The sequence below is a fragment of the Sphingomonas sp. DMC8 genome, assembly GCF_056314185.1.
This window is the reverse complement of sequence record NZ_JBQUYV010000003.1, coordinates 370,765-386,248: the sequence shown is the minus strand read 5'-3', so window position 1 is coordinate 386,248 and position 15,484 is coordinate 370,765. Positions and strand designations below refer to the sequence as shown.

Genomic DNA, 15,484 nt, shown 5'->3' with positions numbered 1-15,484 from the left:
CGGGCTGGCTGCTTGCCGATTGTGCGCCGGCTTCTATCATAGCCCCATGGCCAATATTCTGGTGGTAGAAGACGATCCGGCAACGGCGGACGCGATCGCAAGCGAGCTAGCCGCGCATGGCCATTGTGTCGATACCGCCAGCACCGGCAGCGAGGCGCTGGCTCGAGTGCGGTCGAATCCTCCCGAGGCGCTTACGCTGGACCGGTTGCTGCCGGACATGGATGGCCTTTCGCTGCTTGCCGAGTTGCGCGGCGCGGGCATTGAGGCACCGGTCCTGATGGTCAGTGCGCTGGGCGATGTCGATCAGCGGATTGCCGGCCTGCGGGCCGGCGGCGACGATTACCTCATCAAGCCGTTCGCGCCGAGTGAGCTGGCGGTGCGCGTCGAAGTGCTGCTCCGAAGGAGCAGGCCAGCGACCGAGGCGATACTGCAGGTGGGCCGCGTCCGGCTTGATCTCCTCCGGCGCGAGGCGCAGGTGGCGGGAACGCCGGTGCGGCTGCTCCAGATGGAATTCAAGCTCCTCGAATTCCTGATGCGGCACGCAGGCACCACCGTCAGCCGCCGGATGCTGTTCGAGCAGGTGTGGAACTATCATTTCGACCCAGGGGCCAACCTGATCAACGTCCATATCGCCCGCTTGCGCCGCAAGCTCGATGTGCCCGGCGCGTCCTCGGCGATCACCACGGTGAAGGGCGAAGGCTATCGGCTCGATGCCGTCTGACCGCCTCCGCTGGCGCGATGTGCGCAGGACCACGCCGTTTCGGCTGACGGTGATGCTGGGGGCGGTGTTCCTGGCCGGGCTTTGGGCTACGCTGGCGATCAGCTACATCTTCACGGCGCATGAACTGACCGTACGCAGCGACCAGATTCTCTATACCCGCGCTCGTACCCTGCTGGCGGCGCCAGCGGCGGCGTTGCCCGATCGTATGCGTGCCGAAATTGCCAACACCACGCCCGGCCTCAATTATTTTGCGCTGCTCGGGCGCGACGGTGAGCAGGTGATAGGCAATATCCGCCTGCCGGAGCCCTATCGCCTGGGCACGCCCTATACCTTGGCGGCGCGCGACGGAGCACATGGCATGTTGCGGGTGCTGGCGGTGCGCACGCCGAATGGCGAAACGATCATACAGGCACGGGATATCTCGCCGGTGCAGGATCTGCGGCTGCGGCTGCTACAGATCTTGCTGGTGAGCGGGCTGGCGGGGACCGCGACGGTGCTGACGGCGGCGATCCTGCTCAGCATGGGACCGCTTCGCCGGGTCCGCGATCTAGAACGCGCAAGCCGGGTGATCGCCGCGGGGGGCCTCGCGCACCGCATGCCCATCGCCGGACGCCATGACGAACTCGACCAGTTCGCCGCGACGGTGAATCTGATGCTCGAAGAAGTGGCGCATGTCGTAGCGCAAGTGAAGAACGCCACGGACGCGATCGCGCACGACCTGCGGACCCCGCTCACGCGCGTGCGGACTGCGCTGTCGCGGATGCTCCAGGCGGCCGATCTGCCGCCTGCCGCGCGCGCCACGACCCAAAGCGCGGTAGAAGACCTCGATGCGGTGGTCGATCGGTTCGCCGCGCTTCTCCGCATTGCTGAACTGGAGGCCAGCGGCCGACGCGCAGGCATGGAGGCGCTGGCGCTGGCGCCGCTGGTTCGCGCGCTGGCCGAGCTGTACGATCCGCTGGCGGAGGAACGGGGTGTCGCGCTGGCCGTCCGCATTGCGGACCAGCCGATCATATGCGCGGACCATGAGTTGCTGGCGGAGGCCATTGGCAACCTGATCGACAATGCCATCAAGTTTACCCGCAGCGCGGTGCGGGTTCATGTGCGCAGCGAGGGCGAGATCGCGCTGATCGAGGTGATCGACGACGGCCCGGGCATTGCGCCCGACGAGCGCGAGGCGGTGCTGCGCCGCTTCCACCGCGCGAGCGGCGCGGCCGGGGTGGAAGGCACCGGGCTGGGACTGGCGGTGGTCAGCGCGATCCTGCACCTGCATGGCTTTACGCTGGTGTTCGACGATGCCCGCCCGGGCCTGATCGCCCGTATCGGGATACCCCAGCAGCCAAGGTGAAATTCATTTAATTCGCCATTGCTGCAGCGCGGGAGCAAATGCCCTCGCGCCGGCGCCGGGGCGTCCCCCACCCCCTCGCGTCACGGGGCCGGCACTTCGTTCCCGTTGCGCAGGCTGCCCATGCTTCACCTCATCCGGATCGCGCTCAGCAAGCCCTATACCTTCGTCGTCCTTGCGATCCTGATCGTGCTGGGTGGCGGGGTGGCGGCGCTGGAGACCCCGACCGACATCTTCCCCGACATCAAGATTCCAGTGATCGCCGCGGTCTGGACCTATCGCGGCCTGCCGCCCGAGGAGATGTCCGGCCGCGTCGTCTATTATTACGAGCGGCAGCTCACCTCGACGGTGAACGACATCGATCACATCGAGAGCCAGAGCCTCGCCGGCATCGGCATCGTCAAGATCTTCTTCCGCCCGAACGTCGACATCCGCACCGCCACCGCGCAGGTGACGAGCATGAGCCAGACCGTGCTCAAGCAGATGCCGCCCGGCATCACGCCGCCGCTGATCCTGAACTACAACGCCTCGACGGTGCCGATCGTGCAGCTCGCGCTGTCGTCCAAGACGCTGTCGGAAGCGAAGATCTTCGACCTGGGTCAGAATGCGATCCGCCCGGCACTCGCCTCGGTGGGCGGCGCGGCCGTGCCCTCGCCCTATGGCGGCAAGGAGCGGCAGATTCAGATCGATCTCGATCCGGCCGCGCTGCAGGCACATCATCTCTCCGCCACCGATGTCGGCAATGCGCTGGCGCAGCAGAACCAGATCGTGCCGGCCGGTACCACCAAGATCGGCAGCTACGAATACAACATCCGGCTGAACAACTCGCCCGAAGTGATCGACCAGCTCAACGATTTGCCGATCAAGACCGTCGACGGCGCCACCGTGCTGATGCGCGACGTCGCCCATGTCCATGACGGTTCGCCGCCCCAGCGCAACATCGTCCGTGTCGACGGCCACCGCGCGGTGCTGATGACGATCCTGAAGAGCGGCGCGGCCTCGACCATCGCCATCGTCGATCAGGTGAAGGCGCTGCTGCCCCGGCTTGCCCAGACGCTGCCGCCCGACCTGAAGGTGCTGCCGCTATCCGACCAGTCGCTGTTCGTGAAGGCGGCCGTATCCGGCGTGGTCCGCGAAGGCGCGATCGCCGCTGCGCTGACCAGCCTGATGATCCTGCTGTTCCTCGGCTCGTGGCGCTCGACGGTGATCATTGCCGCGTCGATCCCGCTGGCGGTGCTTGCCGCCGTCGCGGGCCTCGCCGCCGCCGGGCAGACGCTCAACATCATGACGCTCGGCGGCCTGGCGCTGGCGGTCGGCATCCTCGTCGACGACGCGACCGTGACCATCGAGAACATCAACTGGCACCTCGAACAGGGCAAGACGGTGCGCGACGCGATCCTCGACGGTGCGCGTCAGATCGTGCAGCCGGCGTTCGTCTCGCTGCTCTGCATCTGCATCGCCTTCCTGCCGATGTTCTTCCTGCCGGGCGTCGCGGGCTTCCTGTTCGCGCCGATGGCGGAAGCGGTGGTGTTCGCGATGATCGCCAGCTTCGTGCTCAGCCGCACGCTGGTGCCGACCATGGGCAATTTCCTGCTCCGTCAGCATGCCGGCGCGCATACTGCCGAGCATATGGCCAGCCATGACGCAATGGCGGGCACGCCCAAGAGCCGCAATCCGTTCCGGCGCTTCCAGCACGGCTTCGAAATGCGCTTCGAAGCGATCCGCCGCTATTATCTGTCGCTGCTCGGTTTCGCACTCGCCCGGCGCAAGGCGTTCGTCCCCGGCTTCCTGCTGGTGGTGCTCGCCTCCTTCGCGCTGATCCCGATGCTGGGGCAGACCTTCTTCCCCTCGGTCGACGCAGGGCAGATCAACCTGCACGTTCGCGCGCCCGTCGGCACCCGCATCGAGGAAACGGCCGCGCTGTTCGACCGGATCGAGGACCGCATCCGCGGCGTCGTTCCGCCCGACCAGCTCGTCTCGATCGTTGACAATATCGGCCTGCCGGTCAGCGGCATCAACCGCGCCTATTCGAACACCGGCGGCATCGGCCCGCAGGACGGCGACATCCTGATCACGCTCTCCAAGGAGCACAAGCCGACCGACGGCTATGTGAAGGCGCTGCGCAAGGCGCTGCCCGAGGCCTTCCCGGGCTCGACCTTCTCGTTCCTGCCGGCCGACATCATCAGCCAGATCCTGAACTTCGGCGCGCCGGCCCCGATCGACGTGCAGGTCGCCGGCCCCGACCAGAAGGCGAACGAAGCCTATGCCCACCTGCTCGCCGAGAAGATGAACCATATCGCCGGTATCGCCGATGTCCGCGTCCAGCAGGCGAACGACTATCCTGAACTCGGCTTCGACGTGGATCGGGCGCAGGCCAATCGCGTCGGAATCACCGAAAACGACGTGACCAGGAGCCTGTCGGTCAACCTCGCCGGCAGCTTCCAGATTGCCCCGGCCTTCTGGCTCAACCCAAAGAACGGCGTATCCTATCCGATCGTCGTTCAGGCACCCCAATATCGCGTCGATACGATGTCGGACCTGCAGACCATGCCGGTGACCGGCGCGCAGGGCAGCGCCCAGTTGCTCGGCGGCCTCGGCACGCTCCACCGCGAACCGAGTGCGGCGGTGGTCTCGCATTATGCGGTTCAGCCAGTGTTCGACGTCTATGCAACCACGCAGGGCCGCGATCTCGGTGCCGTCGCGGGCGGTATCCAGAAGATCATCAAGGACACCGCCGCTCAGGCCCCCAAGGGTGCCACCGTCGCGCTGCGCGGTCAGGTCGAGACGATGAACACGGCCTTCTCCGGCCTGCTGTTCGGCCTCGCCGGCGCGGTGGTGCTGATCTACCTGCTGATCGTCGTCAACTTCCAGTCGTGGATCGATCCGGCGGTGATCGTTTCGGCACTGCCGGCAGCGCTGGCGGGAATCATCTGGATGCTGTTCGCCACCCACACGCCGCTGTCGGTGCCGGCGCTCACCGGCGCGATCATGTGCATGGGCGTCGCCACCGCCAACTCGGTGCTGGTGGTCAGCTTCGCCCGCGAGCGGCTGGCCGAAACCGGCGACGCGCTGAAGGCCGCGATGGAAGCGGGTGCCACCCGCTTCCGCCCGGTGCTGATGACCGCGCTCGCCATGATCATCGGCATGGCGCCGATGGCGTTGGGCCTCGGCGAAGGCGGCGAACAGAACGCCCCGCTGGGCCGCGCCGTGATAGGCGGCCTGATCTGCGCGACGCTCGCCACGCTGATCTTCGTCCCCGTCGTGTTCAGCATCGCGCACCGCCGCGACAAGCTTCGTCAACCCTCCGACCTCGCAGCCGAGGATCTTGTTTATGCAGAGTGAAGCTCCCCTGTCCTCCCAGACCCACGCCCCGCGCGGCCTGAAGACCGCCGGTATCGCCGCCGTCGTGATCGCCGGTGCCGTGATCGCGCTCGGCACGATGAGCCGCGCCCATGATGCCGGCGAGGCCCAGCACTGGTCTGATGCGCGCTCGATCCCAGTCGTCCACCTCGTGCCGGTACAGGCCGCCGCCGCTACCGGCACGCTCAGCCTGCCGGGCACGATGGAGGCCTGGGACGCCGCCAAGCTCTATGCCCGGGTGGCCGGCTATGTCCGCGCCTGGGACAAGGATATCGGCGCCACCGTCGCGGCCGGCACCCCGCTCGCCCAGATCGACACGCCCGAGCTCGACCAGCAGATCGGCCAGGCGCGCGCCGACCTTTCCAGTGCGCTCGCCAATGCCAGCCTCGCCAGGAGCACGGCGGCGCGCTGGAACGACCTGCTCACCACCCATTCGGTGTCGCAGCAGGAAGCAGACGAAAAGAATGGCGAGCTCGCCGTGCGCAACGCTGCGGTCAACGCTGCGCGGGCCAATCTCGGTCGGTTGCTGGCGATGAAGGGCTTCGCCACGGTGCGCGCGCCCTTTGCCGGCGTAGTGACGCAGCGCGCCGCCGATATCGGCGATCTGGTGGGGCCGAGCAGCGGCAATGCGCAGCCGCTCTTCTCGGTCGCCGATGTCCGCAAGATCCGCATCTATGTCAGCGTGCCGCAGGTCTATTCGGCCGCGATCCATCCCGGCCTTGCCGCGACACTGAGCGTACCCGATTACCCGGGCCGCAGCTTCACGGCGCAGGTAATCGCCCAGTCGGGTGCGATCAGCCAGCAGAGCGGCGCCTTCCAGGTCCAGCTCGTCACCGACAACCCCGGCGCAATGCTGAAGCCCGGCGGCTATGCCAAGGTCGCGTTCAACACCGCCGGTCAGGCAGGTACGGTGCAGATCCCGTCGAGCGCGCTGGTGTTCCGGGCGCAGGGCGCGCGCGTGGCGCTGGTGGGGCCAGGCGACCGCATCCACCTCCAGGCGATCACCATCGGCCGCGATCTCGGCCCGACGGTGGAAGTGCTGGGCGGCCTCAAGCCCGGTGACCGTGTCGTCGACAATCCGCCAGACTCGGTGAGCGAGGGCGAACTGGTGCGGGTGCAGCAGAGCCATGCGTAAGCGGCTGACGCTCGCCGGCCTTGCGCTGGCCACGGCACTTGCGGGCTGCGGGACCACGCCTGCCTATCATCCGCCGGTCGTTCCTGCCCCGCCGCAGTTCAAGGAAGCCGGTCCCTGGACCCAGGCTGCGCCCGCGCTCCCTGCCGATGGCCGCTGGTGGACGCTGTTCGCCGATCCGGTGCTGGACGGCCTCGAAGCACGGGTTGCGCAGGACAACCCTACGCTGGAAGCGGCAGTGGCACGCTATGAAGCGGCCCGTGCCTATATCGGCGCGACGCGGGCGGACCTGCTGCCTAGCCTCGGCGCGCGCGGCGACCTGACCCAGAACCGCCAGTCGGACCACCGCCCGCTGCGCGGTGGCAACCAGCCCGACGAATATGCCGCCGACACGCTTTCGGCCGGTATCGGCTGGGAACCCGATCTGTGGGGCGGGCTGCACGCCCGGCTTGCTTCCAGCCGCGCCGCAGCGCAGGCGAGCGCCGACGATCTAGCCGCCATCCGCCTCGCGCTCGAAACCGAGCTGGCGCAGCATTATGTCGAGCTGCGCGGTCTCGACGCGCAGGCGCATATGCTCGGCGCCACAGTGGAGGCCTATGCCCAGGCCGATGCATTGATCCGCAGGCGCTTTGCGGGCGGCATCGCCTCGGGCATCGACGTCGCGCGCTCGGGGGCATTGCTCGCCGATGCCCGCGCCCAGCTTGCCGACATCGCGGCAGCACGCGCGCTGGTCGAACATGCCATCGCCAGCCTGGCCGGCGCGCCGGCGAGCAGCTTCTCGCTCCCCGCCGCGGAGGGGCAGCCGGCGATCCCGGCGATCCCGGCGGTGCTGCCCTCGACACTGCTCCAGCGCCGCCCCGACATCGCCGCCGCCGAACGCCGGATGTTCGCCGCCAATGCCGGTATCGGCGCCGCCAGGGCGGCCTTCTTCCCCTCGATCGTGCTGGGCGGTACCGGCGGCGTGCAGAACACGGCGCTGGCCGGACTGGTCGCCGCGCCCAACAGCTTCTGGTCGATCGGCCCCAGCGCGATCCTCTCGATCTTCGATGGCGGCCGCCGCCGCGCTGCGCTTGCCACCGCCCGTGCGCGTTGGGACGAAACGACCGCCGATTATCGGACGCGGGTGCTCGCTGCGTTCCAGCAGGTCGAGGACAATCTTGCCCAGCTCCACCATTTCGCCGACGAGGCCGACGCCGAAGCGCAGGCTGTGCAAATGGCGGGGGAGGCAGAACAACTCGCGCTAAACCGCTACGGAAAGGGCGTTGTCACGTATCTTGACGTGGCGACGGCGCAGGCGACCGCCCTACAGGCACGGCGCAAGGTGATCGACCTCCAGACCCGCAGACTTGCGGCAAGCATCCGCCTGATCGGTGCGGTTGGGGGCGGGTGGGGCGCGCAGAATGGTTGCTGTGCGCGTGCCGAGTCAGTCCCGACGATGTGAGGGTGCGACGCCGGCGGTTTCTTTCTGGCCGCACCGGATAGTAACGGCACTTCCTGTTGCGGCAAAATGCAGGGTGAAGCCGTGCAAATCGACGATGCCCTTCACCAGCGACAGGCCCAGACCGGCGCCCGCGCTGTCGCGCCGGCCGCGATAGAAGCGCTGGGTGACGAGCGAGCGCTCGGCAGGGGGGACGCCGCTGCCCTGATCGGCGACGGTGATCGCCGGAACCCCTTCCTCTTCCGCGAGCCGGATGGTTACCGTTCCGCCGGCGGGGCCGAACTTCATGGCATTGTCGATCAGATTGGCGACGGCCTCGATCAGCAGGCTGGCGTCGCCCTGGATCGGCGCCACCGGCGCAATGGCGCAGGACAGGGTGATGCCGCGATCCTCGGCGGCGGGGCGGTGCAGGTCGCAGGCGTCTTCGACCAGCTGGGTCAGGTCGACCCGGGTGAAGCGGCTCCGCCGCTCGCCATCCTCCAGCTCGCGTAGCCGCAGCAGCGCGGCGACAATGCCTAGCAGCGCGTCGATTTCCGCCAGCGCGCGATCGACCACGGTCTCGAAGCCGGCGCGATCCTCCGCCTCGCGCAGTCCCCGTTCGAGGCCGGCGCGCAGCCGGGTAAGCGGGGTGCGGAGCTGGTGCGCGATGTCGTCGCCGATGCCGCGCACTTCGGCGACGAGCATCTGCAGCCGGTCGAGCATCGTGTTGATATGGGCGCAGAGCAGGCCGAAACTGTCGGGTCGGTCGGGGACGGGCAGGCGCCGGTCGAGCTCGCCCGCGACGATGCGCTGGGTCAGCAGCCGCACGGCATCCACCTGCCGCGCCGCGCGCCGTCCGGCGAACAGGCCGACGCCCAGCGCCAGGAACAGGCCGGGGAGGAGCCCCACGAGCAGCGAACGCCAGATCAGCCGCAGCGCCTCTTCGGTATCGTCCAGGTCCATGCCCGCGAGCAGCCGGGTGCCGTCCGGCATCGTGCACAGCGTCAGCCGGGCAACGTCGCTGGTCTTGCCGGGCAGGTCGGTCGGCGCGATCGTCGCGATAAAGGACTGGCCCGGGCCGACGGGGATGGGCGGCAGCGTTGCGACATTGCCGACCATACGCTGTCCGCGCGTATCGAACAGCGCCAGAAAGCGCTCGCGATGGATGTCGCGGGCCAGCCGTTCGCGCAGTTCCTCGCGCCGTTCCGCGACCGGGGTCAGCGAGAAGAAGCTGCAATCGTCGAGCAGCGTGTGCTCGATCGCGCGGCGGTGATTGTCGTTGGCGGTTACCCAGAAGATCGCGGAGAGGAGCAGCGACTGGACGATCAGGATCGCCGCCAAGGCACCACCCCAGCGCCAGGTCGCGCGGGTGCGTGGATCAGGCCGGAACATCGAAGACATATCCCTGGCCGCGCACGTTGCGGATCAGCTGCGGCTCGCCTTCGGCATCCACCTTGCGGCGCAGTCTGCCCATATGAACGTCGACGACATTGCTGTTCGGCTCGAAACTGTAACCCCACACGTCCTGAAGCAGCATCGAGCGGGTAACGATCCGCCCCGGCCGGCGGACGAGATAGTCGAGCAGTTTCAGCTCGCGCGGCAATAGGTCGAGCGGGCGGCCGGCGCGGCTCGCCTTGCCTTCGAGCAGGTCGAGATCGAGCGGACCGACGATCAGCCGCGTATCGCGTCGCTCGTCCGGGCGGCGCAGCAGCGCCTCGACCCGGGCGATCAGCTCGACGAGAGCGAAGGGCTTGGGCAGATAGTCGTCGCCGCCTGCGCGCAGGCCGCGCACCCGGTCGTCAAGGCTGCCCAGCGCACTGAGCACCAGCGCCGGCGTGCGCCAGCCTTCGGCGCGCAGGGTGGCGATCAGGTCCAGCCCTTCGCCGTCGGGCAACTGGCGGTCGACGATCATCAGGTCGGTTGTCCTGCCACGCACCACTTCTGCGGCCGCCGCCAGCGTCGTGCGATGGACGACGCCGTGGCCGGCGGCTGCGAGTTCCAGCCGGATCTCGTCGGCCGTGCCGGGGTCGTCCTCGAGGAGCAGTATCTGCGTCACGCGCTCCGTCTTCGCGCTGCGGGCGCGGCCGTCAACTGAATAGCAGTTCAGAGTCTGAACGCGGTTTTAATCGACGCTGCGGGCGGGCGGTGGCTAGGGGGCCGCAGGATCTGGAAACGGAGGCAGACATGCGGTGGCTGGCAGCAGCTTCATTGCTCTTCACGGCGGCGCCTGCGCTGGCGCAAAGCGGGCCCGCGCTGTCGCTCGACGCGCTGGTGCAGGATGTTCTCGCCAAGAATCCCGAGCGGCAATTCTACCAGCGCCAGATCGAGACTGCGGGCGTCGAGCGCGACGCCGCGGGACGCTGGGCGGACCCCGAAGCGGTGGTGGAATTCGGCCAGCGCCGCGCCAGCGATGCCAATAGCGGCGCGCTGATCGGCGAGGGCACGGCCTATGCCGTGTCGATCGTCCAGCCGATCGAGTTTGGCGGCCGCATCGCCCTGCGCCGCGCCATCGCCGACCATCAGGTGGCGCTGGCGCGGATCGGCTTGCAGCAGTTCGATGCGACGCTGGCGGCGCGGGCGCGGACGCTGGGCTACCGCCTGTTCGCCGCCGACGAGAAGGCCGCCGCGGCGCGTGCCGTCGCCACCCGGATGCGGGCACTTGCCCAGATCATCGTCGCGCGCGACCCGGCAGGCCCGGCGCCGCAGCTCGAGGCCGCCGCGCTCCAGGCCGGGGCGATCAGCGCCGAACGCAGCGCCGCCACCGCCGATGCCGAAGCCAATTCGGTGCTGTACGAGCTCAACCAGCTGCGCGGGGCCCCCTTTGCCGCGCGCATCCGTATCGTCCGACCCGACATGAGCTTGCCCGACCTGCCGCCGGATGCGCTGCTGGTCGACCGAGCCAGTGCCAATAATTTCGAGCTGCAGGCGCTGCGGGCGCAGTTCGCCCAGCAGGGGCTGCGGGTGGACCTTGCCAAGAAGGCGCGCATTCCGGTGGTGAGCGTCGGCCCCTATTACGACCATGCCCGCTCGGACATCCGTGAGACCAATGTCGGCATCCGCCTGTCGACCAGCCTGCCGTTCTGGAACCGCCAGGCCGGCGACGTCGCGGCCGAGCAGGGGCGCCAGGCCCAGGCCAATGCGACTCTGGTCGCTGCCGAGCGCCGCATCGCCCGCGACGTGTTCGATCAGGCGGCGCAATATCAGGCCAAGCGCGAGGCGCTGGCGAAATGGGACGGCGCCTCGGCCCAGCGCTTTGCCGCGGCAGCGGCGGAGGCCGATCGTAACTATCGGTTGGGGGCGATTCCGCTGACCACCTACACCCAGATGCAGCAGGCCTATCTCGACGCCACGGCGGCGATTCTCGACACCCGCCGCGACGCGATCGAGGCCCTGCAACAGTTGCGCGCCCTGAACGGCGGCAACCCGCTGACGCGCTGAGGGCCGCCCCGATGGCACGCTGGCTTCACTGGATGACGCGCCACCGACTGGGTGTGGCGCTGGCAAGCGCGATCGTCGCGGCGATCGGTCTCTGGTCTTATTTCAGCCTCCAGATCGACGCTATCCCGGACATCACCGGCGTGCAGGTGCAGATCAACACGCAGGTGCCGGCACTGGCGCCCGAGGAGATCGAGCGGCTGGTGACGCTGCCGATCGAGCGGGCGATGGGCGGCCAGCCGGGGCTGGAGCAGACCCGCTCGGTTACCAAGACCGGGCTGAGCCAGGTGACGCTGCTCTACAAGGACGGCACCGACCAGTTAAAGGCACGTCAGCTTGTCACCGAGCGGTTGAATGTCGTGCGTGACCAGTTGCCGCCGGGCAGCACGCCACAGATGGCGCCGATCACCACCGGTCTTGGCGAAATCTATTACTACACGCTCGAGTGGCGCCAGCCGCCGCCCGGTTCCAGCGCCCAGCGTCAGCTGATGGATCTGTACGAGGCGCAGGAATACACCGTGCGGCCGATGCTGCGGGCGGTCGCCGGCGTCGCGGACGTAAACTCCAATGGCGGCCTGGAAGAACAATATGTCGTCCAGCCCGATCCCGTCCGGCTGGCGCGCCACGGCGTCACCGCTGCAGAGCTGGCGGCGGCCGTGGCGAAGAATGTCGACAATGCCGGTGGCGGCATCATCGCGCGCGGCGCGGAGCGGTTCAGTGTCCGCACCAATGCCCGGGTGATGACCGCCGAGCAGATCGGCGCAATTCCCGTCAAATTTGCCGGCGGCGTGCTGCCGTTGCAAGTGCGCGATCTTGCCGATGTGGTGATCAGCCACGGCCCGAGACAGGGTGCCGCCACCCAGAACGGCCGCGAGACCGTGCTCGGCACGGTGATGATGCTGGTCGGCCAGAACAGCCGGCAGGTGGCCATGCGAGTCGAGGCCACACTTCCCGAAATTCAGGCGGCGCTGCCCAAGGGCATGGTGATCGAGCGCCAGTATAGCCGGGCCGATCTGGTCGATCGCACCATCCACACTGTCGAGCGGAACCTGGGCGAAGGCGCATTGCTGGTGGCGCTGGTGCTGCTGGTGGTCATGGGCAACTGGCGCGCGGCGCTGATCGTCGCGCTGGTGATTCCGCTTGCCTTTCTGGTGACGGTGTCGGGCATGCATGCCATCGGCGTGTCGGGCAATCTGATGAGCCTGGGCGCGCTCGACTTCGGGTTGATCGTCGACGGCTCGATCGTCGTCGTCGAAAATGCGCTGCGGCTGCTCGCCGAGCGTCGCCGCGACAAGGGCGATGACCTCACCCGCGAGGAACGCCGCGCGGTGATTGCCGAGGCTGCACAGCGCGTCGCGCGGCCTACCTTCTCCGGCATCGCCATCATCGCGCTGGTCTATGTGCCCGTGCTCAGCCTGGGTGGTGTCGAAGGCAAGCTGTTCCAGCCGATGGCACAGGCAGTGATGCTGGCGATCGTCGCTGGGCTGGCCTGGACGTTCACCATCGTGCCGGCGCTGTCGGCCTGGCTGCTGCGCACGCCTTCGGCACTCGATGCGGAGGGGCATGAAAAGGGGCTGATGCGGCTGGCCCAGCGCGCCTATGATCCGGTGCTGAACGCGGCGCTGGCGCATCCGCTGCTGCTGGTAATCGGCGCGGCGGCGTTGCTCGGCGCGACGTTCCTCACCTTCCGCACACTCGGCTCGCAATTCACGCCGCAGCTCGACGAAGGCGCGATAACAGCCATGGTCTATCGCCCGGTCGGCATGTCGCTGGAACGCAGCCTGGAAATCGAAATGGCCACCGAGCAGGCGATCCGTCGCGCCTTCCCGCAGGTGACGCATACCTTCTCGCGCATCGGTACCAGCGAAGTCGCGACCGACCCGATGCCGCCCGAACAGAACGACCTATACATCTTCTACACGCCCGAGGCGGACTGGCCGAAAGGGGAGGGCAAGCCGCGCACCAAGCAGGAACTGGTCGCCGGTATCGAGAAGGTCGCGAAGCAGGTCTTCGCCGAGCAGAATCTGGAATTCGCCCAGCCGATCGAGATGCGCTTCAACGAAATGCTGGAAGGCGTCCGCGCCGACGTGGCGGTCAAGATCTATGGCGACGATTACAACGTGCTCGAACGGCTCGCCGCACAGGCCAAGGCGATCCTGCAGAAACAGGCCGGCACCGAAGGCGTCGAGTTCGAAACCACCGGTCGCCCCAAGACGCTGGTGGTCGAGCTCGACCATGCGGCGATGCTGCGGCTGGGTCTCAGCACGCAGGAAGTGAATAAGGCGATCGGCGATGCCGTGGCCGGGGCCGAAGTCGGCTTCATTCCGCACGATGCCGCCCGCCACGCCATTGTCATCCGCATGGCAGAGGGTCTGCGCGCCGATCCGCAGGCGGTGCTCGCGCTGCCGCTGCGCGTCGGCGATTTCGGGATGGTGCCGCTGTCGCGCGTTGCCCGGCTGCGCGAGACACGGATGGTCGAGCCGATCCTGCACGACGGCGGCAATCGCCGCGCCGCGCTGATGGTCAATCTGTCGACCAACGACCTGCAAGGCTATGTCGATACGGCGCGCGCCGCGCTCGACCGGCAGATCAAGCTGCCGGCCGGCTATCGCATCGAGTTCGGCGGTCAGTATCACCAGCTCGAAGCGGCGCAAAAGCGGCTCGTGATCGTGGTGCCGGCGGCGCTGATCCTGATCTTCGCATTGGTCTATGCTGCGCTGGGCAGCGTGCGCGAGGCCGCCATCGTCTATACCGGTATTCCCTTCGCCATCACCGGCGGCGTGCTGGCGCTGTGGCTGCGCGGCATGCCCTTTTCGATCACTGCCGCCATCGGCTTCATCGCGCTGTCGGGCATCGCCATGCTCAACGGGCTGGTGCTGATCGACCATATCAGCGGCCTGCGGGATGGCCGCGAGGGCGAAAATCTGTCGGTTGACGAGGCAGTGCGCCGCGGCGCGCAGGACCGGTTGCGCCCGGTGCTGTCCACCGCGCTCGTCGCCTCGATCGGCTTTCTGCCGATGGCCATCGCCACCGGGGCGGGCGCAGAGGTGCAGCGGCCGCTGGCGACGGTGGTGATCGGCGGCATCGTTACCTCGACGCTGCTGACGCTGGTGTTGCTGCCAAGCCTTTATCGCTGGATTTTGGGCAGGGTGGCGCGGGGCGCGGGCGCGTAGTTATGCCGGGCGGTCGCTGCCGGCGCCGCGCCATTCCCGGGGCGTGGTGCCGAAGCGGCGGCGGAAACAGCGGCTGAAAAAGGCTGCATCGTTGAAACCCAGCGCAAAGGCGATGTCGGTCACGCTGCGGCCAGGTTCCGTCACCAGCAGTTCGGCGGCACGCACCAGCCGGCGTTCGGTGATGAAGGCAGTGGGGGTCCGGCCGGTCTCGCGCAGAAACGCTTTCTGGACCGCGCGTGGCGTCAGCCCGGTTGCGGCACACAGGGTAGCGGTGCCCAGTTCCGGATCGGCAAGATGGCGCAGGGCATAGGCGACCGGCGTCTCCGCAGCCGGGTGCAGGCAGGCGCCGGGGGTGGCAAGTCGCCGGCATACGAGCCGGGCCGCGTCCACCAGCAGGTCGCCGATGCCCTCGTCGACGTCGTCCAGCATCGCCCGCTGCTCCCACAGACCGACGAGCATATGGTTGAGGAAAGCGACATGAGGATCATGGCCGGCCAGCAGGCAGCCGTGCAGCGCGGTCGGCGCCACGGAATCGCTCAAAAGGGCGGCGGGCACCTGGAGGATAAGGCACTCGTTCGCATCGGAAATATCGATCGAATAGGGGCGGCTATCGTCGGCGATCAGAATGTCGCCCATGCCGCCGGAGACTGCCATTTCGCCTTGCAGCATGGTCAGCCTCCCGCGGCGCTGGAGGTGCAACAGCAGATTGTGGCCGTCGCGATTGACGGTGCGGCTCACCTGCGCCCGGCCGCTGCGTGCGCGGGCAAGGCCCACCGGCCCCAGACGCCACCGCGCGAGATCGGCGCAGATGCCCTCCGGCGCCGTCGCCGTCATGCCCGGAAAGGCTTCGGCGACAATCTCGCGCCAGAAGAGGTGTCGCCGCTGGGGCGGCACCGCCTGGGTG

At 68.1% G+C, this 15,484-nt stretch carries 10 protein-coding genes; 7 read left to right on the top strand and 3 right to left on the bottom strand.

Annotated elements, in window-relative coordinates; genetic code table 11:
• The 5 genes from ACT53K_RS09420 to ACT53K_RS09400 form a co-directional block, all read left to right on the top strand.
• A partial coding sequence (locus tag ACT53K_RS09420) for a response regulator transcription factor (RefSeq protein WP_476228354.1) occupies positions 1-721 on the top strand: 721 nt, incomplete at its 5' end.
• Complete coding sequence (locus ACT53K_RS09415; protein ID WP_476228353.1) at positions 711-2,066, top strand: sensor histidine kinase; 1,356 nt, start codon at positions 711-713, stop codon at positions 2,064-2,066. The genes ACT53K_RS09420 and ACT53K_RS09415, both read left to right, overlap by 11 nt.
• Before the next feature lie 120 nt (positions 2,067-2,186).
• A complete protein-coding gene (locus ACT53K_RS09410) occupies positions 2,187-5,405 on the top strand; it encodes an efflux RND transporter permease subunit (protein WP_476228352.1) in 3,219 nt (1,072 codons plus the stop codon).
• Positions 5,395-6,558 carry an efflux RND transporter periplasmic adaptor subunit gene (locus ACT53K_RS09405; RefSeq protein WP_476228351.1) on the top strand — a complete coding sequence of 388 codons (1,164 nt, stop codon included), beginning with the start codon at positions 5,395-5,397 and terminating at the stop codon, positions 6,556-6,558. Before ACT53K_RS09410 ends, ACT53K_RS09405 begins: the two co-directional genes overlap by 11 nt.
• The gene (locus tag ACT53K_RS09400; protein WP_476228350.1) at positions 6,551-7,996 is read left to right on the top strand and encodes an efflux transporter outer membrane subunit; all 1,446 of its coding nucleotides are present in this window, start codon (positions 6,551-6,553) and stop codon (positions 7,994-7,996) included. The genes ACT53K_RS09405 and ACT53K_RS09400 overlap by 8 nt, the downstream gene beginning before the upstream one ends.
• On the opposite strand, the gene ACT53K_RS09395 is transcribed toward ACT53K_RS09400, so the two are convergent.
• Together ACT53K_RS09395 and ACT53K_RS09390 are read right to left on the bottom strand one after the other, a co-directional pair.
• Positions 7,979-9,364 carry a sensor histidine kinase gene (locus ACT53K_RS09395; protein ID WP_476228349.1) on the bottom strand — a complete coding sequence of 462 codons (1,386 nt, stop codon included), beginning with the start codon at positions 9,362-9,364 and terminating at the stop codon, positions 7,979-7,981. The genes ACT53K_RS09400 and ACT53K_RS09395 overlap by 18 nt on opposite strands.
• The gene (locus ACT53K_RS09390) at positions 9,351-10,028 is read right to left on the bottom strand and encodes a response regulator transcription factor (RefSeq protein ID WP_476228348.1); all 678 of its coding nucleotides are present in this window, start codon (positions 10,026-10,028) and stop codon (positions 9,351-9,353) included. Before ACT53K_RS09390 ends, ACT53K_RS09395 begins: the two co-directional genes overlap by 14 nt.
• Before the next feature lie 128 nt (positions 10,029-10,156).
• On the opposite strand from ACT53K_RS09390, the gene ACT53K_RS09385 reads away from it, so the two are divergent.
• Positions 10,157-11,410 carry a TolC family protein gene (locus ACT53K_RS09385; protein WP_476228347.1) on the top strand — a complete coding sequence of 418 codons (1,254 nt, stop codon included), beginning with the start codon at positions 10,157-10,159 and terminating at the stop codon, positions 11,408-11,410.
• Between the two features lie 11 nt (positions 11,411-11,421).
• The gene (locus tag ACT53K_RS09380; protein ID WP_476228346.1) at positions 11,422-14,580 is read left to right on the top strand and encodes an efflux RND transporter permease subunit; all 3,159 of its coding nucleotides are present in this window, start codon (positions 11,422-11,424) and stop codon (positions 14,578-14,580) included.
• Here the strand turns inward: ACT53K_RS09380 and ACT53K_RS09375 are convergent, their stop codons facing one another.
• Positions 14,581-15,474, bottom strand: coding sequence for an AraC family transcriptional regulator (locus ACT53K_RS09375; RefSeq protein ID WP_476228345.1), 894 nt, complete (start codon positions 15,472-15,474; stop codon positions 14,581-14,583).
• Positions 15,475-15,484 lie beyond the last annotated feature (10 nt).